Origin of the sequence: Nostoc punctiforme PCC 73102 (assembly GCF_000020025.1) — a bacterium.
GTDB lineage: Bacteria > Cyanobacteriota > Cyanobacteriia > Cyanobacteriales > Nostocaceae > Nostoc > Nostoc punctiforme.
Genome location: NC_010632.1, coordinates 72,891 through 96,295 on the forward strand (window position 1 = coordinate 72,891; position 23,405 = coordinate 96,295).

General features: G+C 40.0%; 14 protein-coding genes. 9 read left to right on the forward strand and 5 right to left on the reverse strand.

Features of this window, described 5'->3' with window-relative positions; genetic code table 11:
- The first annotated feature begins 15 nt into the window (after positions 1-15).
- Both NPUN_RS35635 and NPUN_RS35640 read left to right on the forward strand, forming a co-directional pair.
- Complete coding sequence (locus NPUN_RS35635) at positions 16-483, forward strand: double zinc ribbon domain-containing protein (RefSeq protein WP_012407622.1); 468 nt, start codon at positions 16-18, stop codon at positions 481-483.
- A 56-nt stretch (positions 484-539) separates the two neighbouring features.
- Positions 540-872, forward strand: coding sequence for a hypothetical protein (locus NPUN_RS35640; RefSeq protein ID WP_041566673.1), 333 nt, complete (start codon positions 540-542; stop codon positions 870-872).
- A gap of 58 nt (positions 873-930) precedes the next feature.
- Here NPUN_RS35640 and NPUN_RS39810 read toward each other — a convergent pair whose 3' ends face one another.
- Both NPUN_RS39810 and NPUN_RS35645 read right to left on the reverse strand, forming a co-directional pair.
- Positions 931-1,212 carry a Mo-dependent nitrogenase C-terminal domain-containing protein gene (locus NPUN_RS39810; protein WP_012413235.1) on the reverse strand — a complete coding sequence of 94 codons (282 nt, stop codon included), beginning with the start codon at positions 1,210-1,212 and terminating at the stop codon, positions 931-933.
- Positions 1,213-1,638: 426 nt separating this feature from the next.
- Positions 1,639-1,914, reverse strand: coding sequence for an HU family DNA-binding protein (locus tag NPUN_RS35645; protein ID WP_012413236.1), 276 nt, complete (start codon positions 1,912-1,914; stop codon positions 1,639-1,641).
- A gap of 283 nt (positions 1,915-2,197) precedes the next feature.
- Between NPUN_RS35645 and NPUN_RS35650 the strand changes: the two genes are divergently transcribed.
- Together NPUN_RS35650 and NPUN_RS35655 are read left to right on the forward strand one after the other, a co-directional pair.
- The gene (locus NPUN_RS35650; protein ID WP_041566674.1) at positions 2,198-2,488 is read left to right on the forward strand and encodes a putative quinol monooxygenase; all 291 of its coding nucleotides are present in this window, start codon (positions 2,198-2,200) and stop codon (positions 2,486-2,488) included.
- Between the two features lie 53 nt (positions 2,489-2,541).
- Positions 2,542-3,216 (forward strand): type 1 glutamine amidotransferase domain-containing protein, encoded by a 675-nt coding sequence (locus NPUN_RS35655; protein WP_012413237.1) that lies wholly within the window; start codon positions 2,542-2,544, stop codon positions 3,214-3,216.
- Positions 3,217-3,537: 321 nt separating this feature from the next.
- Here NPUN_RS35655 and NPUN_RS43910 read toward each other — a convergent pair whose 3' ends face one another.
- Genes NPUN_RS43910 through NPUN_RS43920 form a run of 3 tightly spaced genes read right to left on the reverse strand, consistent with a single transcriptional unit; the run spans position 3,538 to position 8,556 of the window.
- On the reverse strand, positions 3,538-4,308 hold the full coding sequence (locus NPUN_RS43910) for a 3'-5' exonuclease (RefSeq protein WP_336884964.1): 771 nt from the start codon (positions 4,306-4,308) through the stop codon (positions 3,538-3,540).
- Positions 4,309-4,344: 36 nt separating this feature from the next.
- Positions 4,345-5,466 carry a UvrD-helicase domain-containing protein gene (locus tag NPUN_RS43915; protein ID WP_234711203.1) on the reverse strand — a complete coding sequence of 374 codons (1,122 nt, stop codon included), beginning with the start codon at positions 5,464-5,466 and terminating at the stop codon, positions 4,345-4,347.
- A 24-nt stretch (positions 5,467-5,490) separates the two neighbouring features.
- A complete protein-coding gene (locus NPUN_RS43920; protein WP_234711204.1) occupies positions 5,491-8,556 on the reverse strand; it encodes a RecQ family ATP-dependent DNA helicase in 3,066 nt (1,021 codons plus the stop codon).
- Positions 8,557-9,019: 463 nt separating this feature from the next.
- Between NPUN_RS43920 and NPUN_RS35665 the strand changes: the two genes are divergently transcribed.
- From NPUN_RS35665 to NPUN_RS35685, 5 genes are all read left to right on the forward strand, one after another.
- A complete protein-coding gene (locus NPUN_RS35665; protein WP_083782459.1) occupies positions 9,020-10,300 on the forward strand; it encodes an ISNCY family transposase in 1,281 nt (426 codons plus the stop codon).
- Between the two features lie 501 nt (positions 10,301-10,801).
- Entirely contained in the window at positions 10,802-13,642 is a 2,841-nt protein-coding gene (locus NPUN_RS35670; RefSeq protein WP_012413238.1) for a helicase-related protein, read from the forward strand.
- Positions 13,643-13,666: 24 nt separating this feature from the next.
- A complete protein-coding gene (locus NPUN_RS35675) occupies positions 13,667-17,542 on the forward strand; it encodes an Eco57I restriction-modification methylase domain-containing protein (RefSeq protein ID WP_012413239.1) in 3,876 nt (1,291 codons plus the stop codon).
- A gap of 51 nt (positions 17,543-17,593) precedes the next feature.
- On the forward strand, positions 17,594-18,043 hold the full coding sequence (locus NPUN_RS35680) for a hypothetical protein (RefSeq protein ID WP_012413240.1): 450 nt from the start codon (positions 17,594-17,596) through the stop codon (positions 18,041-18,043).
- A 13-nt stretch (positions 18,044-18,056) separates the two neighbouring features.
- On the forward strand, positions 18,057-23,405 hold the full coding sequence (locus NPUN_RS35685; protein ID WP_012413241.1) for a DEAD/DEAH box helicase: 5,349 nt from the start codon (positions 18,057-18,059) through the stop codon (positions 23,403-23,405).

Genomic DNA, 23,405 nt, shown 5'->3' on the forward strand with positions numbered 1-23,405 from the left:
AGCCCTGAGCTTTTTATGGATACTTTTAAAACTCCCAATAGCGATGAATCCCTTGCTAGTTACGTGTCACGGGTCAGGAAGAAACTCAATTTAACTCAGTCTGAGTTGGCGGATGCTGCTGGTATACATGGACGCTCTGTCGGGAAAATCGAGCGAGGACTTACGCTTAAAATTAATCGTAGGACACTTCAAGGGTTAGCGATCGCACTTGGCGTACCTCAAGAATATTTTGATGCTGTGATCAAGGGTGAGGAAGTATCTCAGGTTAGAGGGGTTAAGTTTTGTCCCCAATGTTGGAATCCTGGCGCGGCGGTTGACCCTATGTGGAGTCATATCAAAGCCAAGTTTTGTTATCTCTGCGGTACACCGATTCGAGCTAACTGTGCGAATTGCGGTGAGTTGGTGTTGTCTTTGAGACACCGATTTTGTCCAATTTGTGGCTGTGCTTATAAAACGCCTGTCAAAACCGCTAAAATCCAATAATCAACTCTTTTTCTCAAACCCAGACTCCACAATACTTTCAGCCTATCTTGCCCCTGGTGACAGCTTCGCTATATTTACCCCCACTAGGAGAATTTATTTACCACTGGATACCAGAACTGCGCGGCTACAGTTTACTAGAAATTGAACAAGAGAAATATATTGAAACTAGTAATTATCCTAAAGTGATTCTAGATTGGTCAAAAACGCGTAAAGTTAATGGCAAAATTGTCTCTGACTTACGAAAGCAAACCAAACAGCGATTATTAAGCCAAGGTGGAGATGAATACGATAGTGCGATCGCTGCTAAAGAAACAGTTGATAAATACTGGCAGCATAAAGACAAAGAATACAAAGAATATCAACAAAAGCTTACTGAGTTGCAGGAGTAAAGCATTATCTAGATTTTAAACCAAGCTCCTCTCTCTTTTTACTAAATAGAATCACCATTCAACAATACTTTGTCGCGTCTTCACCGCATTCATCTACTAAATACAACAAACACTTATAACAAAGACTAATTATTTGTTCATAGAGAGGATTGATTTTACATAATGGGGGAATGTGAAAAAGTGTCCGCCCTAAAATTGATACAGTTCTTTCAAAAGGACAATGGGATGGAATTAGTTTACATAACAGTCTGGCTAACTTGGGATTATGAACTTCTAATATTTCAACCTGATAACGTATCTGGTTTAATAAGTTGTTATTTAAATGGTGTTGTTTAAGCAAATTTATATATTAACTCTCTTTTCCGGAATCTATTTCTCTAACATGACAATTATCTTCAAAGAAAAACATCGTAAATTTACGAAACTATTTCTCTTCTTAAAGAAAGCTAATTGAAATCTCAGTAAAATTCCTTAAAGTCTAGAATAAGTAAGCAATTGTACTTTATATAATGAATGTTACGAGCAAAGCTAGTGTCTGAGGAAGCAGGAGCGTAATGTTACGCGAATGTTTACGCACCTCTTGCTTCTGTAACGATTACTGTTTTCTACTTCGAGTGTTTAGCGTCAAAAATCAACACTGCGATGCTCCCGTGTAACATCTGCAATTCAACACTCACGTTCCCTCTAACGTTGCCCCACGCTGCCTTGAGAACAGCGAACGCTACAGCTTTGCAGTGATTGAATTGCTAGTGGTAAAACAATTCATCTATGGCGCTACTTTTTCTTTAAACTGTTTTCCAGCAGAAAACGCAGGCACTTTGGTCGCTGGAATGGTCATTGTCTCCTGGGTTTTGGGATTACGCCCCTCACGCTCGGCACGTTCGCGTCGCTCGAATGAGCCAAAGCCAATGAGCGTTACCTTTTCACCATTAGCTACAGCCTCAGTAACAACTGACAAAAAAGCGCTAATAACTTCATCGGCTTGCTTTTTTGTGATGTTGGTCTTTGCTGCTACAGCATCCACTAGTTCACCTTTGTTCATAAATCACCCTGAAGTATTGCAAATATTGGAAATCTAGCATTACTAGCTTTTATTAGCAAAGGGGGGAAAGGAGTAAAAATCAAGCAACACACGAAAATTAATAATGCACGGCTACTATTGCTGTAATAGGATGTTTAACGGAAAAATTCGGTATAATACCCAATTATCCAACAGACTTGTCCGAACATCTTAATCGCAGTTAAGCGTTCACAGACGGCACGACAACTGTTTCGCAAGCTACTAGGGTGTTAGTATGCTTGTCTTATAAGGGAGCAGTAAGCACATGGAAAAGATCGTGATCGTGAAATGGAGAATTTTGGAGTCGGAAACGTCCCGGATACTGAAATTGCTACCGGAGCTGGCCGAGAAGACCAGATCGGAGGAAGGCAACATTTCCTACACAATTTATCAGTCGGAAAGCGATCCTTGCGAACTCATTCTTTGTGAACACTACACTGACACTGCTGCCGCAGAATCTCACAAGCGCTCGGAACACTATAAAAGAATTGTCGCAGAAGAGATCATCCCCCATCTTGAAGCCCGCGAGGTGATATTGGTGAAGAAGCTTGTTTAAAGCTCTGCCCCGAACCGAACCAAACAACCGTACTAAGGAAAAGTGGAAAAGTTATGTCAAAGAAGATTCTTATTATCGTATCGAACGCGTGCGTTATTGGTCCGAACAACCGAAGGACGGGAAATTTTCTGCCAGAGGTTGCACATCCCTATGCTGAATTCGACAGAGCAAAATACCAAATTGATTTCGCAAGTCTCACCGGAGATACGCCGTTTCTGGATGCGCTCAATCTTGCTGACGACCCTGACAACCTAGCCTTCTTAGTAGGAAAAGGGTGGGCCTCAATGCAGAAAGCGAAGAAGCTCTCAGATGTGGAGGTCAGCCAGTACGATGCCATCTTTATGCCTGGCGGTTTGGCACCAATGGTCGATATGCCTGAACATCCACTTCTCAAAAAGGTTGTGAAAGAGACATACGAGCGAGGCGCTGTTGTTGGTGCCGTTTGTCACGGTCCAGCCTCGTTACTGAACGTCAAGTTGAGCAACGACACTCTCCTGCTCGCCGGGAAGAATATCAGTTCATTTACGAACGAGGAGGAAGAAAACTACGCAAAAGCTGATGTGCCTTTCGAGTTAGAAACGGCGCTTACCAAACAAGGCGCACTCTTCCACAAGACGGTACCCTGGCAGGCATTCAGCATCGCCGATAAAAATCTCGTCACCGGACAAAATCCTGCTTCTGCCAAAGGTGTCGCAGAGAAGATGATCGCGCTATTGGAGTCTGCTTGAAGCAGCATCCTTAAAACGGTGCTGGGTCGCTGCATAACAGACAGCTTATGGTTGAAAATGCTGTCACTTGAAGGAAAAGATGGCCGGAATTAAAGAATAAAGTGCCCGCCCTTAAAACCTGGATTACTTATTTTTGCGTTGCCCTATTTTCGCCATACTTTACAAGCAATTGGGAACGATATGGGAATTCCCATATCGTCTCTAATAATTGAAATGGAAGGGTGCGGAAAGGAACAAGGTAGTTGGGTTCATTAAATCCGATATCGTCCAACCGAATCTGGAAAGTAATGGGCGCGGATGGTAGCAGCGATCACCATAAATTTAATTTTCGGCATTTCTACATACTCGAATTTGTGGAATCAGAACAAACCAATTGTCCGAAATTTCTCCTGTTATATCATCTCTCTTAGTATGATGATATAGATATCGGACTGTTACTTCACCAAGCTGGAACTGAAACTGTCCAGGGAAAATACCTTTATGCTTAAGAAGCTGTGTTCCTCTCTTTGATAGACAACCAATTTCATCATTATTGGGTGTGAAAATCCTCCAAGCATTATTATGGTTATTTGCTCTTAACTCAAGAACATCACCCTCACATAAGTTTTTAATAATATTTTGTCTATTTTTAGTACTTTCATATCCCAAATAAACATTAGCTGGAGCTAAATCAAAGTAACGCATTAACTGAGGAAGTTGAGTTTCACTATAACCAATAACCTCTGAAGTTAAACAAGCTTGCTGTACAAATAAATTCTGCTGAGTAGAACAAACAATTAATTCTTCTTTGGCGCGAGTCATAGCAACATAAAAGAGTCGTCGTTCTGATTCGATCTCATTACAATTAGTTTTAAATCCATCACCTAAAAGTATGACTTTACGGAACTCCAGACCTTTTGAACCATGACAGCTAGTCACTAAAACTGAGTTATCTTCTAAGAAGGATTCACCATTTTCATTAAACTCAAATATAGCAGTCAATATTTCATCAACACTAATAGGTAGTACAATATCTTCAGATCCATAGCCTCGTTCTTTATCTAAATCTCTAGCAATATTTATTAAGATTTTAACAGTAGGTTCTGTTAAGATACGAGCAGTACGTTCAAAAAACGCCTCAAATCTTTTCTAAACTAATTCTTCAGGATTTAAAACTAGACTATAGTCTTTCTGTAAAGCATTAATTAGTAGACGAGTACAACGGTTTTTTAGTAGTGGGATAGTATTATTTTTCAGTGCATAAGTAGATATACTTTCTTTTTCTAAAAGCAAGCGGATAGGACTCAAATCATCCCAACGACTAGCTAAAATAGCGATTTCATGAGGAGCAATCCCTACGTTGACCCAAGATTGAATTTTGTCTTTAATCCATCCTGCTTGTTGTGATAAATTATTGAACTTCAAAGCGGAGACTGCCTCTCCTCTTAATTCTTGGCGTTCGGAGTTAATACGAACTTGCTCTTCTGGAGCCTGTTTACAGCGTATTAAGTTATTTTGTATAAGACAATTAGCAGTTTCAATAATATTTTCTGTAGAGCGGTAATTTTCGTTAAGTAATAATCGTTTTGCTTTATATTCTTCTTGGAATTGAAGGATATATCTAGTATCAGCACCTTTAAACGTAAAAACATTTTGATCATCATCTCCAATAACACAGAGATTAATTTGTACTGACTGTGTTTTATCCTCAGATTGATTTAAGCCAGAAATTGACTTAATTAAACGATATTCTTTCTCAGTGACATCTTGGTATTCATCAACAAAGATATATTCTAATTTTCCTAATAATTGAATTCGCCGTGCCTGAGTATCTTCATCTACATCTTCAAATTCTTCGCCTTTTTCAATTAATTCGCAAGCTTCAACCAAAAGCCGATCAAAATTTATTGTCTGAGTTCCTCTGTATTCACCTACCGTCCGTCCCAAAAGTGATAAGGCTAAACCGTGGAAAGTAAAGACCCGAATTCGTGATGCTTGTTCGCCAATCAAATTACGCAACCGCAACCGTAATTCTCTAACTGCATTACGGTTGTAAGCTAAAACAAGAATACGCTTCGGCTCAACTCGCTTAACCTTTACAAGATAAGCAATCCGGTGAACAATAGTTCTTGTTTTACCAGAACCAGGGCCTGCTATCACTGCCATTGTTGGGTCTGAAGCTAAAACAATTTGTTTTTGAGCAGGGTTAAGCGGTTCTAGAATACGGTTATAGTCTTCTGGAAGAATCGGTCTGGTAATCTCTTGTGCCAAAAATTGGTACTTTGAAACGAATTCTTATTGATTTGTGCCAAAGTAATCACGAACAAATTGCTGACGCTGTTCATCTGACTTTAACTGACCATACTTCACCATGTAATGAGTGCGACGAGTTTGTTCATCATAGTGAGCTTCAACTTCAGGGTAACGGCGTTTTACTCTGGAAACACTTGCGTTTTTTATTACACGGACTTTCAGCGACTGTTGAAAAAGATTAAGCCCATCACTTAATCGAATGATTTTTCTCTGGTGGAGCCACAAAAGAATAACTTCTAACTCTTCATTATCCCAATCAAGTTGAGTTTTTTGAGTAACTTCTTTTGAGAGTTTTCCTAATTCGTACTTGAGAGGCAACCTTGCCCCAGTTTTATCTTCTAAAGCTTGGTATAAAACTTCTAATACAGTTGTCGTTAAAGTTTTATGCCCAGGTAAGTATTCTGCAACTTTTATATCTTGTAATCGAACCACGTCACGAGCAATACGCTTTAACTTGACCCATTTTTGAGTAGCCCATCCTTCTAAAATATCTAGAATACTGGATGCTTTAATTTTTTTACTGTTATCTGGGTCAAGTCGTGAAGCAAGCCCACGCAGATTTATCTGTATTTCATTTTCATCACCAAACAACTTACTAAGTTCTTTGAGCAATTGGTCTTCTAACTGGCGAATGCGTTGATGGTTATTGCGGGCATCTCCTTTTACACCCTTAGTAATTACAAGTGTGATTGGTATTTCAAAAGAACATATTTCAGCCCTTTGCAATTCTCGAATTCTAGCAGTCAGGTCATGTAAACTAATGCCAGCTTCATCGCTGAGACGATCTAGGGGAAACGGTTCATCATTGCTACTACAATAAGCTTTAGCAACGTGCATTGCCTGAATCAGCCGCTCAAAGTTATCCGCCTCAAACCGAGATAAACTCTTAATCTGGTTATATTTCTCAAACTGCTCCATAGACTCTGCAAAAGTATTATGGCTCAATTCAAATTGGATAAAGCTGGAAAAGTTCTCGGCTCTTTCTAATAAACCGAAGTTTTCTAAGTAATGCAAACCTACTTTTATTTTAGTGTTTTGCTGTTCTGAATCTTCCCCAAACTCTTCATCAAAGTCGCCCTCTTGAAAGATTTCATTAGTTGTAACCCAAAACCAATCATCTCTGGCACTCCCAAAAGTGCGATCGCGAATATGTCTGGTTGAGATCAAGACATTTTTCAAATCTTGTTCGCTCAATTGGTTCAAGCTTTGCAAACGAAAAACTGTATCAGCATCTTTTGGGTCAAAGAGTAAAGTACAAACTGCTGGCTCTCCATCACGCCCTGCCCGTCCAGCTTCTTGAACATAACCTTCTAAATTGGCACTCATAGAATGATGAATAACTGCTCGTACATCCTTGCGGTTAATGCCCATACCAAATGCACAAGTTGCAGTAACTACGTTCAATTTACCTGATTTGAATTCTTGCAAAACTTCCTGTTTCTTTTCTTTGGCAAGTTTCCCATGATAGTATTTAGCTTTAATATGAATTTGGTTGAGAAGTTCTGCCAGTTTTTCGGCATTCTTGCGTGTAGTAGTATAAACTAGCGTGCTACCCCCTAGCTTAACAGCTTCTTTAACTTGCTCCAGTAAGACTTGCTCTTTATTGCCTGCTACTGGAATGACCTGAAAAGTCAGATTTTCTCTGGTTGTTGCCCCATCAATTGTACGATTAATATTTAACTTATATTGAGCAAATAGCTTTTTAATATCTTCAACAACTTTAACTGTTGCTGTTGCTGTCATCAAAGCTAACAAAGGCATTGCAAGCTGCCGTTCTTGATATAATTCCCGAACAAATTTCGGTATGTAGCGATAATCTGGTCGAAAATCGTGACCCCATTGGCTGACACAGTGAGCCTCATCAATTACCCAAAGGACGGGAGGACGCTGTTCTAGCAATGCCCGAATACTCATTGACCGCAGTTGCTCAGGACTGATATACAACAAACCTTTGGAACCAAAACGCAGTTCTTCGAGCCGTTGGCGGCGTTCTGCTGCCGAAAGATTACCATTAATAAAAGTGGAAAAGAAAAACCCAGCTTGCTCTAAATCTGCTACCTGATCCGCCATTAATGCTTGTAGCGGTGAAATTACAACAGTCAGCGCTTTGTGCCTTTCGTGGAACATGAAAGCTGGTAATTGATAGCATAAAGATTTACCACCGCCAGTAGGCATGAGAACAAGCGGACGCTCATTATTAATAATTGCTTGTACAGCTTCTTCTTGTAAAGAGCGAAAATTAGGGATACCGAAATATTCTAAATAGGAGTTAACCGCAAATTCATCTGTATTTAAAGGGCGTAAACTCTCAAGTACTGTTTGAAATTCATTTAAATGTTTGAGCCAGTTAGAGAAAGCCTGCTTTGATTCATTGGCATTGCAGTCATAGTTCCAAGCTAGTAATCCCGCTACGCATAATCTTGTATCGAAATCATAAGTTTGTGGACTAGACCATATTTGCTGCAAATAGGATTTATTCATCCCTTTCAGCATTGTCTCTGGCAACATTTCTATAGCAGGTTGTTCAATTTTCCAGTTAAGAATCTCACTGAAAAACTGTTGATATGCACAATCTGCATCTTCGCTACCACAAGTAAGTAGCCAAGTATATACCTGTTGTACTTCATTAGGCTTTTTAGCTATTGCTTCTAATTGTTGACGGAGCAGTAATCGAGTTGCCTGAGCATCTTCTACAGGATTATTACTTGAATACTCACTTTGTTTATAGTCTTTATTTAGTTTGTGTGACTCCTGTAAAGGAAAAGCTAGTATTGACAGTTCTAAAGTATCGATTATGTACCAAGAAGAGAGTTCCGGCTCTTGCTCAATCAAATAAGGGTAATCAAAGCGGCGGAAGTTATGACCGCATACTGCTACTTTATTATTCTTCAGCTTTCTAATTTCTTCGTAAGCTTGGTTTAAAGATTCTTCCAAAAAATCCTTTGTTAAATTAGGGGATACTAATCCTATACGAAATATCTGATTTTCATTGTTAACTTCTAAATCTAAATAAGTATAAAATAATTCAATAATAGATAAGTCTTCCATATAACCCTTAATAGAATTGCCCAACCGCAATTTCATTTATCAGAAATTGTTAATTTAACGTACCCTAACTTTTTCAGAAGATTTTAACAGTAAGCATTGATTTATCAATAAAATAGTACAAAATTACTATTAATTAACTCACGAATGCGTTGTTACTCCTGTTACGTAACCGCGCAACTTGTAACGTTCGGCTGACGAATTAGAGCTAATGTTTTCACAAAGTCTTGTTTTAATTTTTCCCTCAGCAGAGGCTTTTCTAACGGCTTACTGAGATAGCGAATTTTGGTACAAGATTTTACACCAATACGGCTGATGTCAGTCCAATAGCAGCAATTCTCATCATGAGAATGATTATAACTATCATTAGCATCTATGCAAAATTTTCAGTTAAAGGTATGGTTTTTGTATCTCAATACTCGCGAACGCAGGAGCTTTTTTGAATCAGCCAGGAATTTTTGACGAAATAGTACAATACTTTCAGTCAATCCTGAAAGATTTACCTGATAAGCGAACAGGCAAAAACAAACGCTATCAAATGAGTGATGCAGCATTAAGCGCATTCTCCATATTTTTTACTCAGAGTCCTTCTTTTCTTGCCCATCAAAGGTCAATGGCACATAGTAAGGGACATAATAATGCTCAAAGCTTGTTTGGGGTACACCAAATTCCAAGCGATAACCATATCCGAGATTTACTTGATGAGATAGAACCAACCGTTGTGTTTCCGGTGTTTACCAAGATTTTCAAAGCATTAGAGAATGGTAAACACTTATCAAAATTTCGTTCTTTTAAAAATAATTTGCTGATAGCTCTAGATGGAACAGAATATTTTTGCTCCAATGAAATTCACTGTGAACACTGTTCGAGCAGAACTTTTAAAAACGGAACAACTCAGTATTTTCATACTGTGGTGACACCAGTAATTGTTTGTCCTAGTAATTCTCAAGTAATCCCGTTAATACCAGAGTTTGTTGTCCCTCAAGACGGATATCAAAAGCAGGATTGTGAGAATGCGGCAGCAAAACGTTGGATTCAGAAATATGCCAAACAGTACGCATCTCTTGGTATTACCATTTTAGGAGATGATCTTTATTGCCATCAACCTTTATGTGAATTATTACTACAAGAAAAACTAAATTTCATTCTAGTGTGTCGGTCTAAATCCCATAAAACACTTTATGAATGGTTAGAAGGAATGCCCCTTGATACATTTAGTGTCAAACATTGGAAGGGCAAAGTCTATGAGATTTATACCTACCGTTATGTCAACCAAATTCCTTTACGGAATAGCGAGGATGCTTTATTAGTAAACTGGTGTGAATTGGCCATTACTCGCTCTGATGGGACTATAATCTACAAAAATACCTTTGCGACAAATCATCGAATCACAGATATTAATGTTGAGGCGATTGTGTCAGATGGTCGCAGCAGATGGAAAATAGAAAACGAAAATAATAACACTCTTAAAACCAAAGGTTACAACTTAGAACATAATTTCGGACATGGGAAAACGCATTTATCCTCCCTATTAGCAACCTTTAATATCCTTGCATTTCTGTTTCATACTCTACTTGACATTATAGATGAGAAATACCAATTTATCCGCCAGCATTTACCAACACGCAAGACCTTCTTTGATGATTTACGCGCCTTAACTCGTTATCTTTATTTTGATAGTTGGGAAAGTCTGCTTAACTTTATGATCCACGGACTGGAATTAGAATTTCATCCCAACACAAGCTGAAAATTCATCTTACTTTTTGAGAATACTTACAACTCCGTGTAATACATGGAATTAGCTTGAATTGCCATGTATTACTTGGTAGTTCATTGTGTCTAAAAATCTGTTTGAAGTAGCCACTCCTAGTTCAAATTTATCATTCAGCAGAATTCTCAACGTCTCCCAGGCTTCATCGGTTAGTTTCGCTCTTAACATATTGATAACCATTCTCATAATGAGAATTGCTGGTCCAATAGTTAATCTCAGGGGCTTTCAATCAGCTTTAGAGGTTTGAGCCTGGCTGCGATCGCAGAAATTATCACTTGCTCTTGGTCAAAAGCAGAAATTTTATAAAAAGTGAGTGACTTCCGTAATCTTACTACTTACATTGTACTTAAGCTTACTTTAAAACAGAAAAGACTTGTGAGCATACTACTTGCTTGCTCATAAGTATTAATTCAGTAATTACTACTATTTTTACTAATTAATCTGCTGCCAAATTTTCAATACTAATATAGGCTAACAATGGCGCAAACTGTGAACCATTCACCCGGTTCCATAGTCACCTGTCGCAGTCGGCAATGGGTGATACTACCTTCAGAAAATCAAGATGTTATTCGTCTACGACCGCTTTCAGGCAATGAAGATGAAATTGCTGGTATCTACCAAAAGCTTTTAGAAGAAGAGCTAGAGAAGATTGAATCAGCTACATTTCCTCTACCTCAAGCTACTAGCGTACAAGACCATGCAGCCGCACTTTTGCTCATGGATGCTGCACGTCTTCTACTCCGTAGCGGGGCGGGGCCTTTTCGCTGTTTAGGACGATTGTCACTGCGTCCCCGTCCTTACCAGTTAGTTCCTTTGTTGATGGCACTGAAGCTAGAGACGGTAAAACTGCTTGTAGCTGATGACGTGGGTATTGGTAAGACCATCGAAGCTGGATTAATAGCTCGTGAATTGCTAGACCGAGGTGAAGTTAAGCGAATTGCAGTACTGTGTCCACCACACTTATGCGATCAATGGCAGCAGGAATTACGTGAAAAGTTTCATATTGATGCCGTGGTTGTGCGTTCTGGCACTGCTTCTAAGTTAGAGCGGAATATACCAAATAATGACAGTGTTTTTAGTTATTATCGCCACCTGATTGTGAGCTTAGACTATGCCAAAGCAGAACGTCGTCGCGCCAGCTTTATAACTCACTGTCCTGACTTAGTAATTGTGGATGAAGCACATACTTGCGCTCGTCCAAATAAAACTACTACATCCCAGCAGCAGCGACACCAGCTGATTACAGAAATTGCTCAAAAACAAGAACAACATTTACTGTTACTTACAGCTACTCCTCACAGTGGGATTGAAGAATCTTTTCTCTCACTTTTAGGTTTGCTGAAGCCGGAGTTTGAGCATTTCAATCTCAATAGCTTAACTGACAAACAACGTGACCACTTAGCCAATCATTTCGTTCAGCGCAGACGAGCAGATGTCAAGCTTTGGCTAGGGAATGAAACTCCTTTTCCTGAACGAGAGTCAAGCGAGGAATCATATAAGTTATCAAAAGAGTACAAAGAACTATTTGATGAAGTCTATGATTTTGCCCGTGGTCTAGTGAAAACGACTACGGCTGATATGAGTCATGCTCAACGTCGGGGAAGATACTGGTCGGCTTTGGCTTTGATTCGTTGTGTCATGTCTTCACCTGCGGCTGCGATCGCTACATTAAATCGCCAAGTTAGTAAATCAGGTGGCTCATTGACTGATTTGGATGAAGACTTGATGAGTTCTTATGTCCACGATCCTACAGAACAGGAACAAGCCGTTGACGCATCGCCAACTGTAGTAATAGAGCAGGGGCAGCAAAGTTATAAAGACGCAGATAAACGTAAGTTAAAAGCTTTTGTGCAATCAGCAGAGAAGTTACAAGGTGGCAAAGACCAAAAACTGCAATCGTGCATCGCTACAGTAGAATCTTTGCTCAAAGACGAGATGAACCCTATTGTCTGGTGTCGCTATATTGCTACTGCAAATTATGTAGCTGATGCTCTCAGGCAAAAGTTACAGAAGAAAGGTAGCCAAATTCGGGTAATTGCCATTACTGGAGAACTTTCAGAGGATGAGCGTGAAATTCGCCTAGAAGAGTTAAAATCTTATCCCCAACGAGTGCTAGTTGCTACAGATTGTTTAAGTGAAGGGGTAAACCTGCAAACGCACTTCAGTGCAGTAATTCACTATGATTTACCCTGGAATCCTAATCGGTTAGAACAACGCGAAGGACGTATCGACCGCTACGGACAAACAGCAACTAAGGTAAAAGCCTGCTTGCTTTATGGTCGAGATAATCCTGTTGATGGTGCAGTTCTCGATGTTCTGATTCGCAAAGCTGTGCAGATTCACAAGTCTTTAGGGATTACAGTTCCCGTACCAATGGAAAGCACTACTGTAGCAGAAGCAGTATTTAAATCACTGTTTGAAAGGACTACAGAAGTTATCCAGTTATCACTGTTTGATTTTCAGGAAGAATCTGCGGTTGATAAAGTACATAAGAATTGGGACAACGCAGTAGAACGCGAAAAAACTAATCGTACCCGTTTTGCTCAACGTGCCATTAAGCCAGAGCAAGTAGAACAAGAACTCATCGACTCTGACCAGATTTTAGGGAATGAACAGGATGTAGAGCGATTTGTCATCTCTGCTTGCGATCGCATTTCTTGTTATTTGATCAAGAAAAAGCAGGGATGGTTATTACCGCAGCCACCAGATTTCCTCAAGTCAACGTTAGGCGATAAGTCTCGTTTACTTACATTTACTACCCCAGCACCAGAAGGTGTGGAATATGTAGGGCGAAATCACCCTTTAGTAGAAGGTTTAGCGCAATACATTTTAGAAGATGCACTTTCTCTGGCGGTTGAACCAATCGCAGCAAGATGTGGGTTCACTACGACTAATGCTGTTCAAAAGCGCACGACTTTGCTGTTAGTACGGTTACGGCATTTGCTAGACAGTTCTAGGCGTACTACAGAGACAAAAAATACTACATTACTAGCAGAAGAATGTGCAGTTATCGGGTTTACTGGTTCACCTTCTAGCCCTAATTGGTTGCCGCAGTTAGAAGCAACTAGAGTATTACAAGAAGCAAAGCCAGTCAGCGATGCTGGTAAAGCTATCAAGCAGGGAGAAATTGCTGAATTACTTCCCAGACTAGAAGAACTACAGCCAGATTTAGAAAAGTTTGCAGGCCAAAGAGCAGAAGAATTATTACAAAGCCATAAGCGGGTGAGGGACATCACCAAAGAAGGTCGAATCCGCGTTACTCCGCAATTGCCGATGGATGTTCTCGGTGTTTTTATTCTCCAACCCGGACGCAAGTAATTTTTTATTTTTAATTATCTAGATATGAAAACTACATTAACTGCACTTCAAATCGAAGGAAATCTACTAGCTCCAGATATGACTGCCCAAATGTTAGAAGGCAGTATCAAAGGGCAATCACCTGAAGACTTTGGGTTTAACAAAACTGACAAATTAGCAGATGAAATTGCTACTGCTTGGGGCGATGCTAAAGCATATTGGGCAGCATTCCAACGGGCATTGGCAAGGCTAGATGAAAATAACTCGGCTACAAGTATTACTCGTGAATTATGGGCAGTGCCATTATTACAGAGTCTAGGTTATGACCCCGTATATACTGCAACTGCCGAGGTAGTGGAGGATAAAACTTATGCAATTTCCCACCGTGCAGAACCGGGGGAAAATAAACCACCCATCCACATTATTGGTTGTCGGCTAGAAGTTGATAAACGTCCTCCTAGTGGTAATCCCCGGCTATCAGCACACGCACTGGTGCAGGAGTATCTTAACAAGACAGAACATTTGTGGGCGATCGCTACCAATGGTTTTCGTTGGCGGTTACTGCGCGATTCTTCGCTGATGACTCGCCTTACTTACGTTGAATTTGATTTAGAGCAGATTCTTAACGGCGAGAACTTTGCTGAGTTTGGATTATTTTATCGCCTGTTTCATCGTTCCCGCTTGCCTGAAGGTGTGGATGATGCAAACAAGTGTTTGTTGGAATATTATCACCAAGAAGCACTGCAACAAGGGGGACGGGTACGCGATAAACTTCGGGATGGGGTAGAAAAAGCATTAATTGGGCTAGGGAATGGTTTTCTACAACATCCCGCAAATGAGCATCTTCGACAAAAGTTTGCAGATGGCAGTTTGAAAGATATTGATTACTACCGTCAATTGTTACGGTTGATTTATCGCTTACTATTTTTGATGGTGGCAGAGTCCCGTAATTTGCTATTCGTTACAGATGATTTAGAACAAGTTCGGATCTACCGTGAATACTACAGCATTGAGCGACTGCGAGAGTTATCCGAACGTCCCCATTGGCGGCGGGAAGGATTTCAAGATTTATGGCAGGGTTTGTGGGTTACTTTCTTACTATTTGATGAAAACTGGCGCGGAGAGGTATTAGGGTTATCTCCCTTAAATGGTGACTTATTCGGTTCTACAACTCTACCAGCGTTAGAGAATTGTGCAATTGACAATTATGATTTACTTCTTGCTATTCGCCAATTATCGCTGTACCTAGACAAGGCACAACTGCGGCGGGTGAATTATGAATATCTTGACGTGGAAGAGTTGGGCAGTGTTTATGAAAGTTTGCTTGATTTTCATCCCCAAGTAGTACAGAAGCAGGGCAAATACGAATTTGCGTTAGTGTTTGGTAGCGATCGCAAAACTACTGGTTCTTACTATACCCCACCACAACTAGTACAGCAGCTAATCAAAACTGCGCTAGAACCTGTCATTGAAGATAAATTAGCTCAAGTTCGTAGCCAAGCTTCTACACCATCCAGCCCGGATGAACTAAAGCATAATTTAGAAAAAGGTTTACTCAGCCTCAAAATTTGCGATCCTGCTTGTGGTTCTGGACATTTTTTATTAGCAGCAGCGCGTCGTGTTGGTAAGGAACTTGCTAAAGTACGCACTGGGGAAGCAGAACCAGGAAGTGAACCTTTAAAATTTGCGATGCGAGATGTTATCCAAAATTGTATTTATGGGGTGGATTTAAACCCCTTAGCAGTAGATTTGTGTAAGGTAGCATTATGGATTGAAGGCTTTCCAGGTAAATTACCACTTAGCTTTTTAGACCACAGAATTAAATGCGGTAATTCCCTTGTTGGAGTTTCGGACATTAACTGTCTGGATGAAGGAATACCCGATGAAGCGTATAAAGCTGTGACTGGGGATGATAAGAAGTTAGCTACACAGCTTAAAAAGCGTAATAAGAAAGAACGCGAAAATAAAGGACAATTATCTATAAGTGAAACTTTAGAACCTAAACGAACACACTATGCAGAAAGTGTGCGGGAGTTAGGTAATATTGCTGAATTAACTCCGCAGCAAGTAAGAGAAAAGCAAGAACGATATCAACAAACTCGTAGAGATTCAGAATGGTGGCGTGATTATTCAGCCTGTAATTTGTGGACTGCGGCATTTTTTATTCCGTTAACAGAACAAAACTTACAGTTATTACCGACAACAGAAACGTTAATTCAGCTTTTACGTAGCAGTTTACCAAACCAAATAATAGTAGATGCAGCAAATCAGTTAGCTGAAGAAAAACATTTTTTTCACTGGTGTCTAGAATTCCCTGAAGTATTTGAAGTGGGTGGTTTTGATTGTATATTAGGTAATCCGCCTTGGGAACGTATTAAGTTACAAGAAAAGGAATTTTTTGCTTCTCGTAGTGCTGCAATAGCAAATGCTGTAAACAAAGCAGCACGGGAAAAGTTGATTAAAGAATTACCAAATAAAAATCCTGAGTTAGCACAAGCTTGGGAAGAGACTAGGCATGATGCAGAAGCACAAAGTAAATTTATCCGCGAATCAAGTAGATTTCCACTGACTGCTGTGGGAGATATAAATACTTATGCTGTGTTTGCTGAGACAACAAGAAAGTTGATTTCAGCCAATGGAAGGATTGGTGTAATTATTCCTACAGGAATTGCTACTGATTCAACTACTTCAGCATTTTTTCGAGATTTAGTTGAATCATTAAGCCTTCAAGGAATAATAGGTTTTGAAAATGAAAGATTTTTATTCTCAGGAATTGATCACAGAGTATCCTTTTGTATGATTTTTCTTGGTGGAGCAGAATGTAAATTTAGCAAAATGAACTTCTCGTGGTTTGGTTGGAATATTTCACAAGCAACTCAAGCTGATAGACAAGTAACTTTAAGCAAATCGGACTTTAACAAAATAAATCCTAATACATTTAACTGTCCGATTTTTCGTACTAACGCAGATGCTGAACTAACTAAGAAAATTTATCACAGGATACCTATTTTAGAAAATGAAGTTACAGGTATTACACCTTGGAATATTTCATTTATACGTATGTTTGATATATCAAATGATAGTCATTTATTTAAAAACAAAGAAGAAAATGGATTACTTACACTCTATGAAGCGAAGATGTTTTATCAATTCGATCATCGTTACTCAAGTTATGAAGGAGCAACTCAAGCTGATTTAAATGTTGGTATATTACCAAAGCCATCAGTAGAAGCTAAACAAAATCCTCATTTTTTTGTTAAGCCTCGTTACTGGATCAACAAATCTGAGATAGAAAATCGGTTAGATAGTAAATGGGAACAAGATTGGCTGTTAGCATTTAGAAGTATTGGGCGTTCAAATAATGAACGAACTGCTATTTTTAGTGTTTTACCTAAAGTCGCTGTAGGGCATAAAGCACCACTTACATTAGTTAATAAAATTTTTATTCCATTAATTACTTGTTTATTAGCTAACTTCAATTCCTTAATATTTGATTATGTAACTAGACAAAAAATGGGTGGGACTGACTTTAGTTATTTTATTCTTAAACAACTACCTGTTATTCCTCCAGAAGCATATACTCAAGCAAATATTGAGTTTATTAACACTCGTATAATCGAATTAGTCTACACCGCCTGGGATATGCAACCCTTCGCCAAAGACATGGGATACAACGGCGAACCCTTTATTTGGAACAGCAATAGACGTGCATTATTAAAAGCAGAATTGGACGCATATTACGCCAAACTCTACGGACTTACCCGTGATGAACTGCGGTATATTCTTGACCCTGCGGATGTATATGGTGAAGACTTTCCTAGCGAAACATTCCGTGTCTTGAAGAATAACGAAATTAAGCAGTTTGGGGAATATCGTACACAAAGATTAGTTTTAGAGGCATGGGACAGAATGTTTGGATAAGCTAAAATATTATGTTTATTTGCTCACTTGATTAAATTTCAACTTTTTTCTATGTTTAACAACAACGATCTTATAGAGAAAAATAAAGAACTCAAAGAACAAATAAAAAATTCTAGAGATGCTTATCAAGCTAGATTCATCCGCAATCAGTACACAAATAATCTCATCATAGCTTTATCACTTATATTAAAAGTTCTAATTGCCGTAACTGGTACTAGCCCAGCTTTTAAAGATGCTAAAAACCCTTGGGCTGCTCCACTTGGAGTTTCAGCCTCAGCTTGGTTAGGGCTAATATCAACTGCACTTGTAAGTATTCAAAGACTTTACAACATTCAAGAAAAAATTGCTTTCTATCCTGCTTATATAGTTAAAGCTGAAGAACTACTTGAAGATTTTAATGCTATTACAAACCAAGAAGAACTAGAGTCTGTACGCAAGCAATTTAGACAAATGCGTGCAGATGAGGCACTCAAGCGACCTATAGAACGTTCAAATATTTAAAACTCTAAAAATAATGAAACTCCCAATTAAACTTCAGGACTTATTACAGCAAAATGAAAGTGCAATTGTAGCAGCCAGCACGTTTCTTAGCCAAAAACTAGCATTGTTAGATTGTACAGGTGTGGTAACTGTCACTTCTGAACAATTAGCTCTGTTATTTTCTAGCATTCCTGAAGATTGGGATTTCCAAGAATTTGAAGAACTTCTCAACATATCTACTGTTAATCCTATTTTCTATCACCAACTGCAAGAATGGATTAATCAGCGATTAGGAAATACTCAAGCCGAACCTCCAAGTACGAATGAAGAATTAGCAAATACTAACGATCTCGATATTTTTAACTTCCGCAACGAGGTAATAGACGACTACCGCCGTTATATAGAAAGCTTTCTCAAAATCCGCGATCGCAAAGTCAAAGAATTTGTAGATGCAGAATTAGACAAGGGACAACTTTGGACTGATCCCTTAGTACAACTCAATCCCAGTTATAAAAAAGGTGCAACAGCCAAAGAATTAGTACAACAGCAAATTCTTCATCCAGACTCTGAGAAATACTTTTGTAGAAAAGACGGTACACCTTTTACTTTTCACTACCACCAAAAGCAAGCATTTGAAACTGCACAACGCCAACAACCTTACGTTGTTACCACAGGAACAGGTTCCGGTAAAAGCATGACTTACGTCGTGCCGATCTTTGATGATTTATTGCGTCATCCCGAAATTTTAGGAGTCAGGGCAATATTGGTTTATCCCATGAATGCCTTGATTAACTCACAAAAAGAAGAACTCGACAAATTTTTACGCCAAGTTCCGAATACTCATATTCGTGTTGAAAAATACACTGGGCAAGAAAGTTTAACCAGGAAAACCGAAATTCAAAACAATCCACCCCATATTTTACTCACCAACTATGTGATGTTAGAGTTAATGCTCTCACGCACTCACGAAAATAAACTGGTAGAGTCTCCCAATTTAAAATTCCTGGTACTGGATGAATTACACACCTATCGGGGACGACAAGGCGCAGATGTTGCTATATTGATCCGCAAACTCCGTCAGCGTAGCAAAAGTAATGACGAATTACTCTGCATTGGTACAAGTGCCACTATGTCAACGGTCGGTTCCCGCGAACAACGCCGTCAGGTTGTGGCAGATGTCGCTAGTAAGTTATTTGGCGTGGAAATTAAACCCAGTAATGTCATTGATGAAACCCTAGAACGTTCTATCCAACGTGTTGAACCCACTATTGAACAACTGTGCCAAGGAATCTTGGCAGGTTTACCAACCGAGTTAGAACAAACACTAACAGAATTCCGAAACCACTCCTTGAGCCACTGGATCGAGATGAACTTCGGTTTAGAAGAAAGAGAAGGGCATCTCGTTCGCCGTCAACCCATCAGCTTAGAAACAGGTGCAACTAAACTTGCCGAACAAACCCAGCTTGTAGAGGAAACTTGTTTAACAGTCCTCAAACAGATGTTCCTTTGGGGAAGCAAAACTAATGGACTTGCCTTTCGCCTACATCAGTTCATTTCTCAAGGGGGAAGCGTTTACGCCACTATTGAAAATCGAGACAAACGCCATTTAACCCTTGAAGGTCAATATACAACCACCGACAACCGCCTACTTTATCCCCTCGTTTTTTGCCGGGAATGCGGACAGGATTACTATGTCGTGCGCTACGATGCCGATAAGCATATTATCCTGCCCCAATTGCCCACTGCATTAGATATTAGTCCTGATGATGCAGATATTACCGAAGGTTATCTTACCCTCGATGAACCAGAACTGTGGGATACAAGCGATGAAGATAGACTTCCTGACTCTTGGTTTAGTGAAACCAAAAAGAAAGGACGGGTTGCCAAAAAAGACTTTGTACGGTTTATTCCTCGCAAACTCCAAATTCTACCTAATGGTAAAGTTACATCCTCCCTGTTGCAAGAAACCACTTGTTGGTTTATTCCCAAACCATTTTTAACCTGTCTCAACTGCGGTGTACTTCATGACAAAAAGCGAAACGAATTTGCTAAACTCTCTCGCCTCAGTAGTGAAGGACGCAGTACCGCTACCACTCTACTTTGTCTTTCTACCACTAGCCGCCTCAAGCAAGTATTTACAGGGGAAAAAGCCAAAGCTGCCAAAATCCTCAGTTTTACCGATAACCGTCAAGATGCGTCTTTACAAGCGGGGCATTTCAATGATTTTGTCCAAACCAGTTTCTTACGGGCTGCACTTTTAGGAGCAATTCAAGCCAAAGGGAAACTCACCCATAGCGAATTAGCTAGTGTAGTCGTCCAATACATGGGAATTACTCAAAACGACTATGCCAAACAAGCAGCAGAATTTGGTGTCGGGAAGCGTCGCAATGAAGAAGCCTTTCGTAAACTGATTGAATATCGTCTTTACGAAGACTTGCGTCGGGGGTGGCGCATTGTTCAACCCAACCTCGAACAGTGTGGACTGTTGATAATTGAATATGACGGACTTCAAGAAGCCTGTGCTGACAACAACCTTTGGCAAAAACACCGCCATCCTCTTTTACTACAAGCTACTCCGCAACAACGTTTCATCATTACCCAAGCATTCCTCAACCATTTGCGACGAGAATTGGCAATTGATGCCAAACTTTTACAGCCAGATCAGAAAGATTCACTCAAAAGCGAAGTCATTCAAGCTCTTAAAGAACCTTGGGTATTCGATGAGAACGAATATTTATACTTAGCAACTTGGGCAACTATTAGCACTGGTGGTAATGAAAAAGCGAAAGTTAAACTTACTACTAGAAGTAAGATTGGACGATTTTTGCGATCGCCAAATACATGGTCGCTCCGCAGCCAACTTTTAACAGATGTAGAGTTCAACAGCTTAATCACTACTTTAATTGATGCTTTGTGTGATGCTGGCTACCTAGTGCAAGAAAAATCTGAGGTACAGCTACGCATAGACTCACTATTATGGAAAGCAACCAATCTCAAGGAAATCCCTACCGATCCCTTAACATCCCGCCGCTTGCAGGGTAACGATAAACCCAATATTTCGGTTAACCAATTTTTCCAAGGTTTTTACCAAACCAACGCCTTGCAAATCCAAACAATGGAAGGGCGAGAACATACCGGACAGGTAAGCAACAAAGACCGTCAAGAACGGGAAGAAAAATTCCGTCAAGGACAATTAGCTGCATTGTTTTGTTCTCCAACAATGGAATTAGGCATCGACATTTCCGACCTTAGCGTTGTCCATCTCCGAAACGTTCCTCCCAGCCCCGCTAATTACGCCCAACGTAGCGGTCGTGCTGGTAGAAGCGGACAGCAAGCTTTAGTCATTACTTATGCTTCCATTGGTAGCGGTCACGATCAATACTTTTTCAAACGACAAAATCAAATGGTTGCTGGGGTAGTTGCTCCACCAAAATTAGAATTGGCCAACCAGGATTTAATTAAATCTCATGTTTACTCGATTTGGCTGGCACATACTGGGGTTTACTTGGAAGATTCCATGAATAAAATCTTGGATTTAGAATTAGAAAACTATCCCCTCAAAGACAGCATTCGCCAACAACTTACCCTGAGCCAAGCCAAATTAACCCAATGTCTGCAAGCTGCCCAATCTATCTTCTCAGACTTTTTCTGCCAAGAGGATCTACAAAAAGCTTCTTGGTATTCTGTAAATTGGTTACAGAATACCATCGAAAATGCTCTGAATGCTTTTGACCGTGCCTGTAAGCGTTGGCGAGATTTATATATAGAGTCAGTTAAACAGTTAGAATCTGCCCGTCGCACTATTGACCGTTTTGCTAGAGGTGATATTGCCCAGGAAGAACGTAACAATGCCGAAGCTCAGGCACGAGAAGCACAACGACAAATTGATTTACTCGTAGGACACAGCCAAGGTAAGAGTAATTCCCAGTTTGAATTTTATCCCTATCGTTACTTTGCTGCCGAAGGGTTTTTACCAGGGTTCAACTTCCCCCGTCTGCCAGTCCGAGCATTTATTCCGGCTGGTGAAGGTGGTGAATTCATCTCTCGCCCTCGCTCAATGGCATTACGGGAATTTGCTCCCAATAATATCCTTTACTACGAAGGTAGTAAATTCATGGTGGCCAAAACAAAAGTTCCCGTTGGGGGCATTGAAGGCGAGTATAAACGGGTGAGTGTCTGCGCTAACTGCGGGTATTACCACGACGGCGATTTTCGTGACACTTGTGAAAACTGCGGTGCAGAAATTAAACCTGATGCTCATGGCAATGTAGCCAAATTGACTCGTGTACTGCCAATGGAAACTGCGATCGCTCGTCGTCGAGAACGCATTACCTGCGATGAAGAGGAACGGCTCAAGTACGGCTACAACATCACCACTCATTTCCGCTACGCTAGCCAAAAGCGGGAATCAGCTATTGTTCAAGCTGCTGACGGTACGCCATTGTTCAAGTTAACCTATGGAGCTACAGCTACCATTTGGCGAATTAATCGGGGACTGAAGAAGAATAGAGAAGAACGAGGATTTAAGCTCAATCCAACAACGGGTGTATGGGGCGACCATAAAAATCCACAGGCTCAACAGACACCCGATAGCTTGCATACCGAAGTGAATTTAATGGTCGATGATACTTGCAATATCTTGATTGTTGAGCCATTAAATGTTCCTGTTGAGGATAGAGAAGCTTTTATTGCCACCCTGCAATACACTTTGGAAACTGCAATTCAAGCCGTTTACAAATTAGAAGCTGATGAACTCGACTCCGAACGACTAGGCGAAGGCAAGTATTTACTGTTCTGGGAAGCTGCTGAAGGTGGTGCAGGTGTACTCTCTCAGCTATTAGAAAAACCAGAGGCATTTAGAAAAATTGCTGATGCAGCTTTCGACATTTGTCATTTTACACAACCTAAAGACAGTTGTATTCAAGCTTGCTATGAATGTTTGCTTTCTTACCGCAATCAATTTGATCATGCACTGATAAATCGTCATTTAATCAAACCTTGGCTTGACCTCTTACTGGAGAGTAGCGTTATTACTCAAGTCAAAGGGCTTTCTCGCGATCAGCAATATCAAAAATTGCTGGAACAGACAGATCCTAACTCTGATTTTGAGCGTGTGGTTTTGCAAGAGATTTATCAACGGGGCTACAAATTACCCGATGCCGCACAGCAATTTATTCCAGAAGCAAACTGTAAGCCAGATTTTGTTTATGAGGAGGAGGCGATCGCTGTTTTTTGTGACGGTTCTGTTCATGATAGCCCCGATCAGCGCAAGCAAGATAAAATTGAGCGCGATAATCTTAGGTATAATACTGGCTATACTGTGCTGACATTACGTCATGATGAGGATTGGCAAACAAAATTGGATATTTTAGCGGGTCTATAA

Bases quoted from the DNA above. Each gene is read 5' to 3' on its own strand.
- NPUN_RS35635 (WP_012407622.1), top strand. From the start codon at position 16: ATGGATACTTTTAAAACTCCCAATAGCGATGAATCCCTTGCTAGTTAC.
- NPUN_RS35645 (WP_012413236.1), bottom strand. From the start codon at position 1,914: ATGAACAAAGGTGAACTAGTGGATGCTGTAGCAGCAAAGACCAACATC.
- NPUN_RS35650 (WP_041566674.1), top strand. From the start codon at position 2,198: ATGGAAAAGATCGTGATCGTGAAATGGAGAATTTTGGAGTCGGAAACG.
- NPUN_RS35655 (WP_012413237.1), top strand. From the start codon at position 2,542: ATGTCAAAGAAGATTCTTATTATCGTATCGAACGCGTGCGTTATTGGT.
- NPUN_RS43920 (WP_234711204.1), bottom strand. From the start codon at position 8,556: ATGGAAGACTTATCTATTATTGAATTATTTTATACTTATTTAGATTTA.
- NPUN_RS35670 (WP_012413238.1), top strand. From the start codon at position 10,802: ATGGCGCAAACTGTGAACCATTCACCCGGTTCCATAGTCACCTGTCGC.
- NPUN_RS35675 (WP_012413239.1), top strand. From the start codon at position 13,667: ATGAAAACTACATTAACTGCACTTCAAATCGAAGGAAATCTACTAGCT.
- NPUN_RS35680 (WP_012413240.1), top strand. From the start codon at position 17,594: ATGTTTAACAACAACGATCTTATAGAGAAAAATAAAGAACTCAAAGAA.
- NPUN_RS35685 (WP_012413241.1), top strand. From the start codon at position 18,057: ATGAAACTCCCAATTAAACTTCAGGACTTATTACAGCAAAATGAAAGT.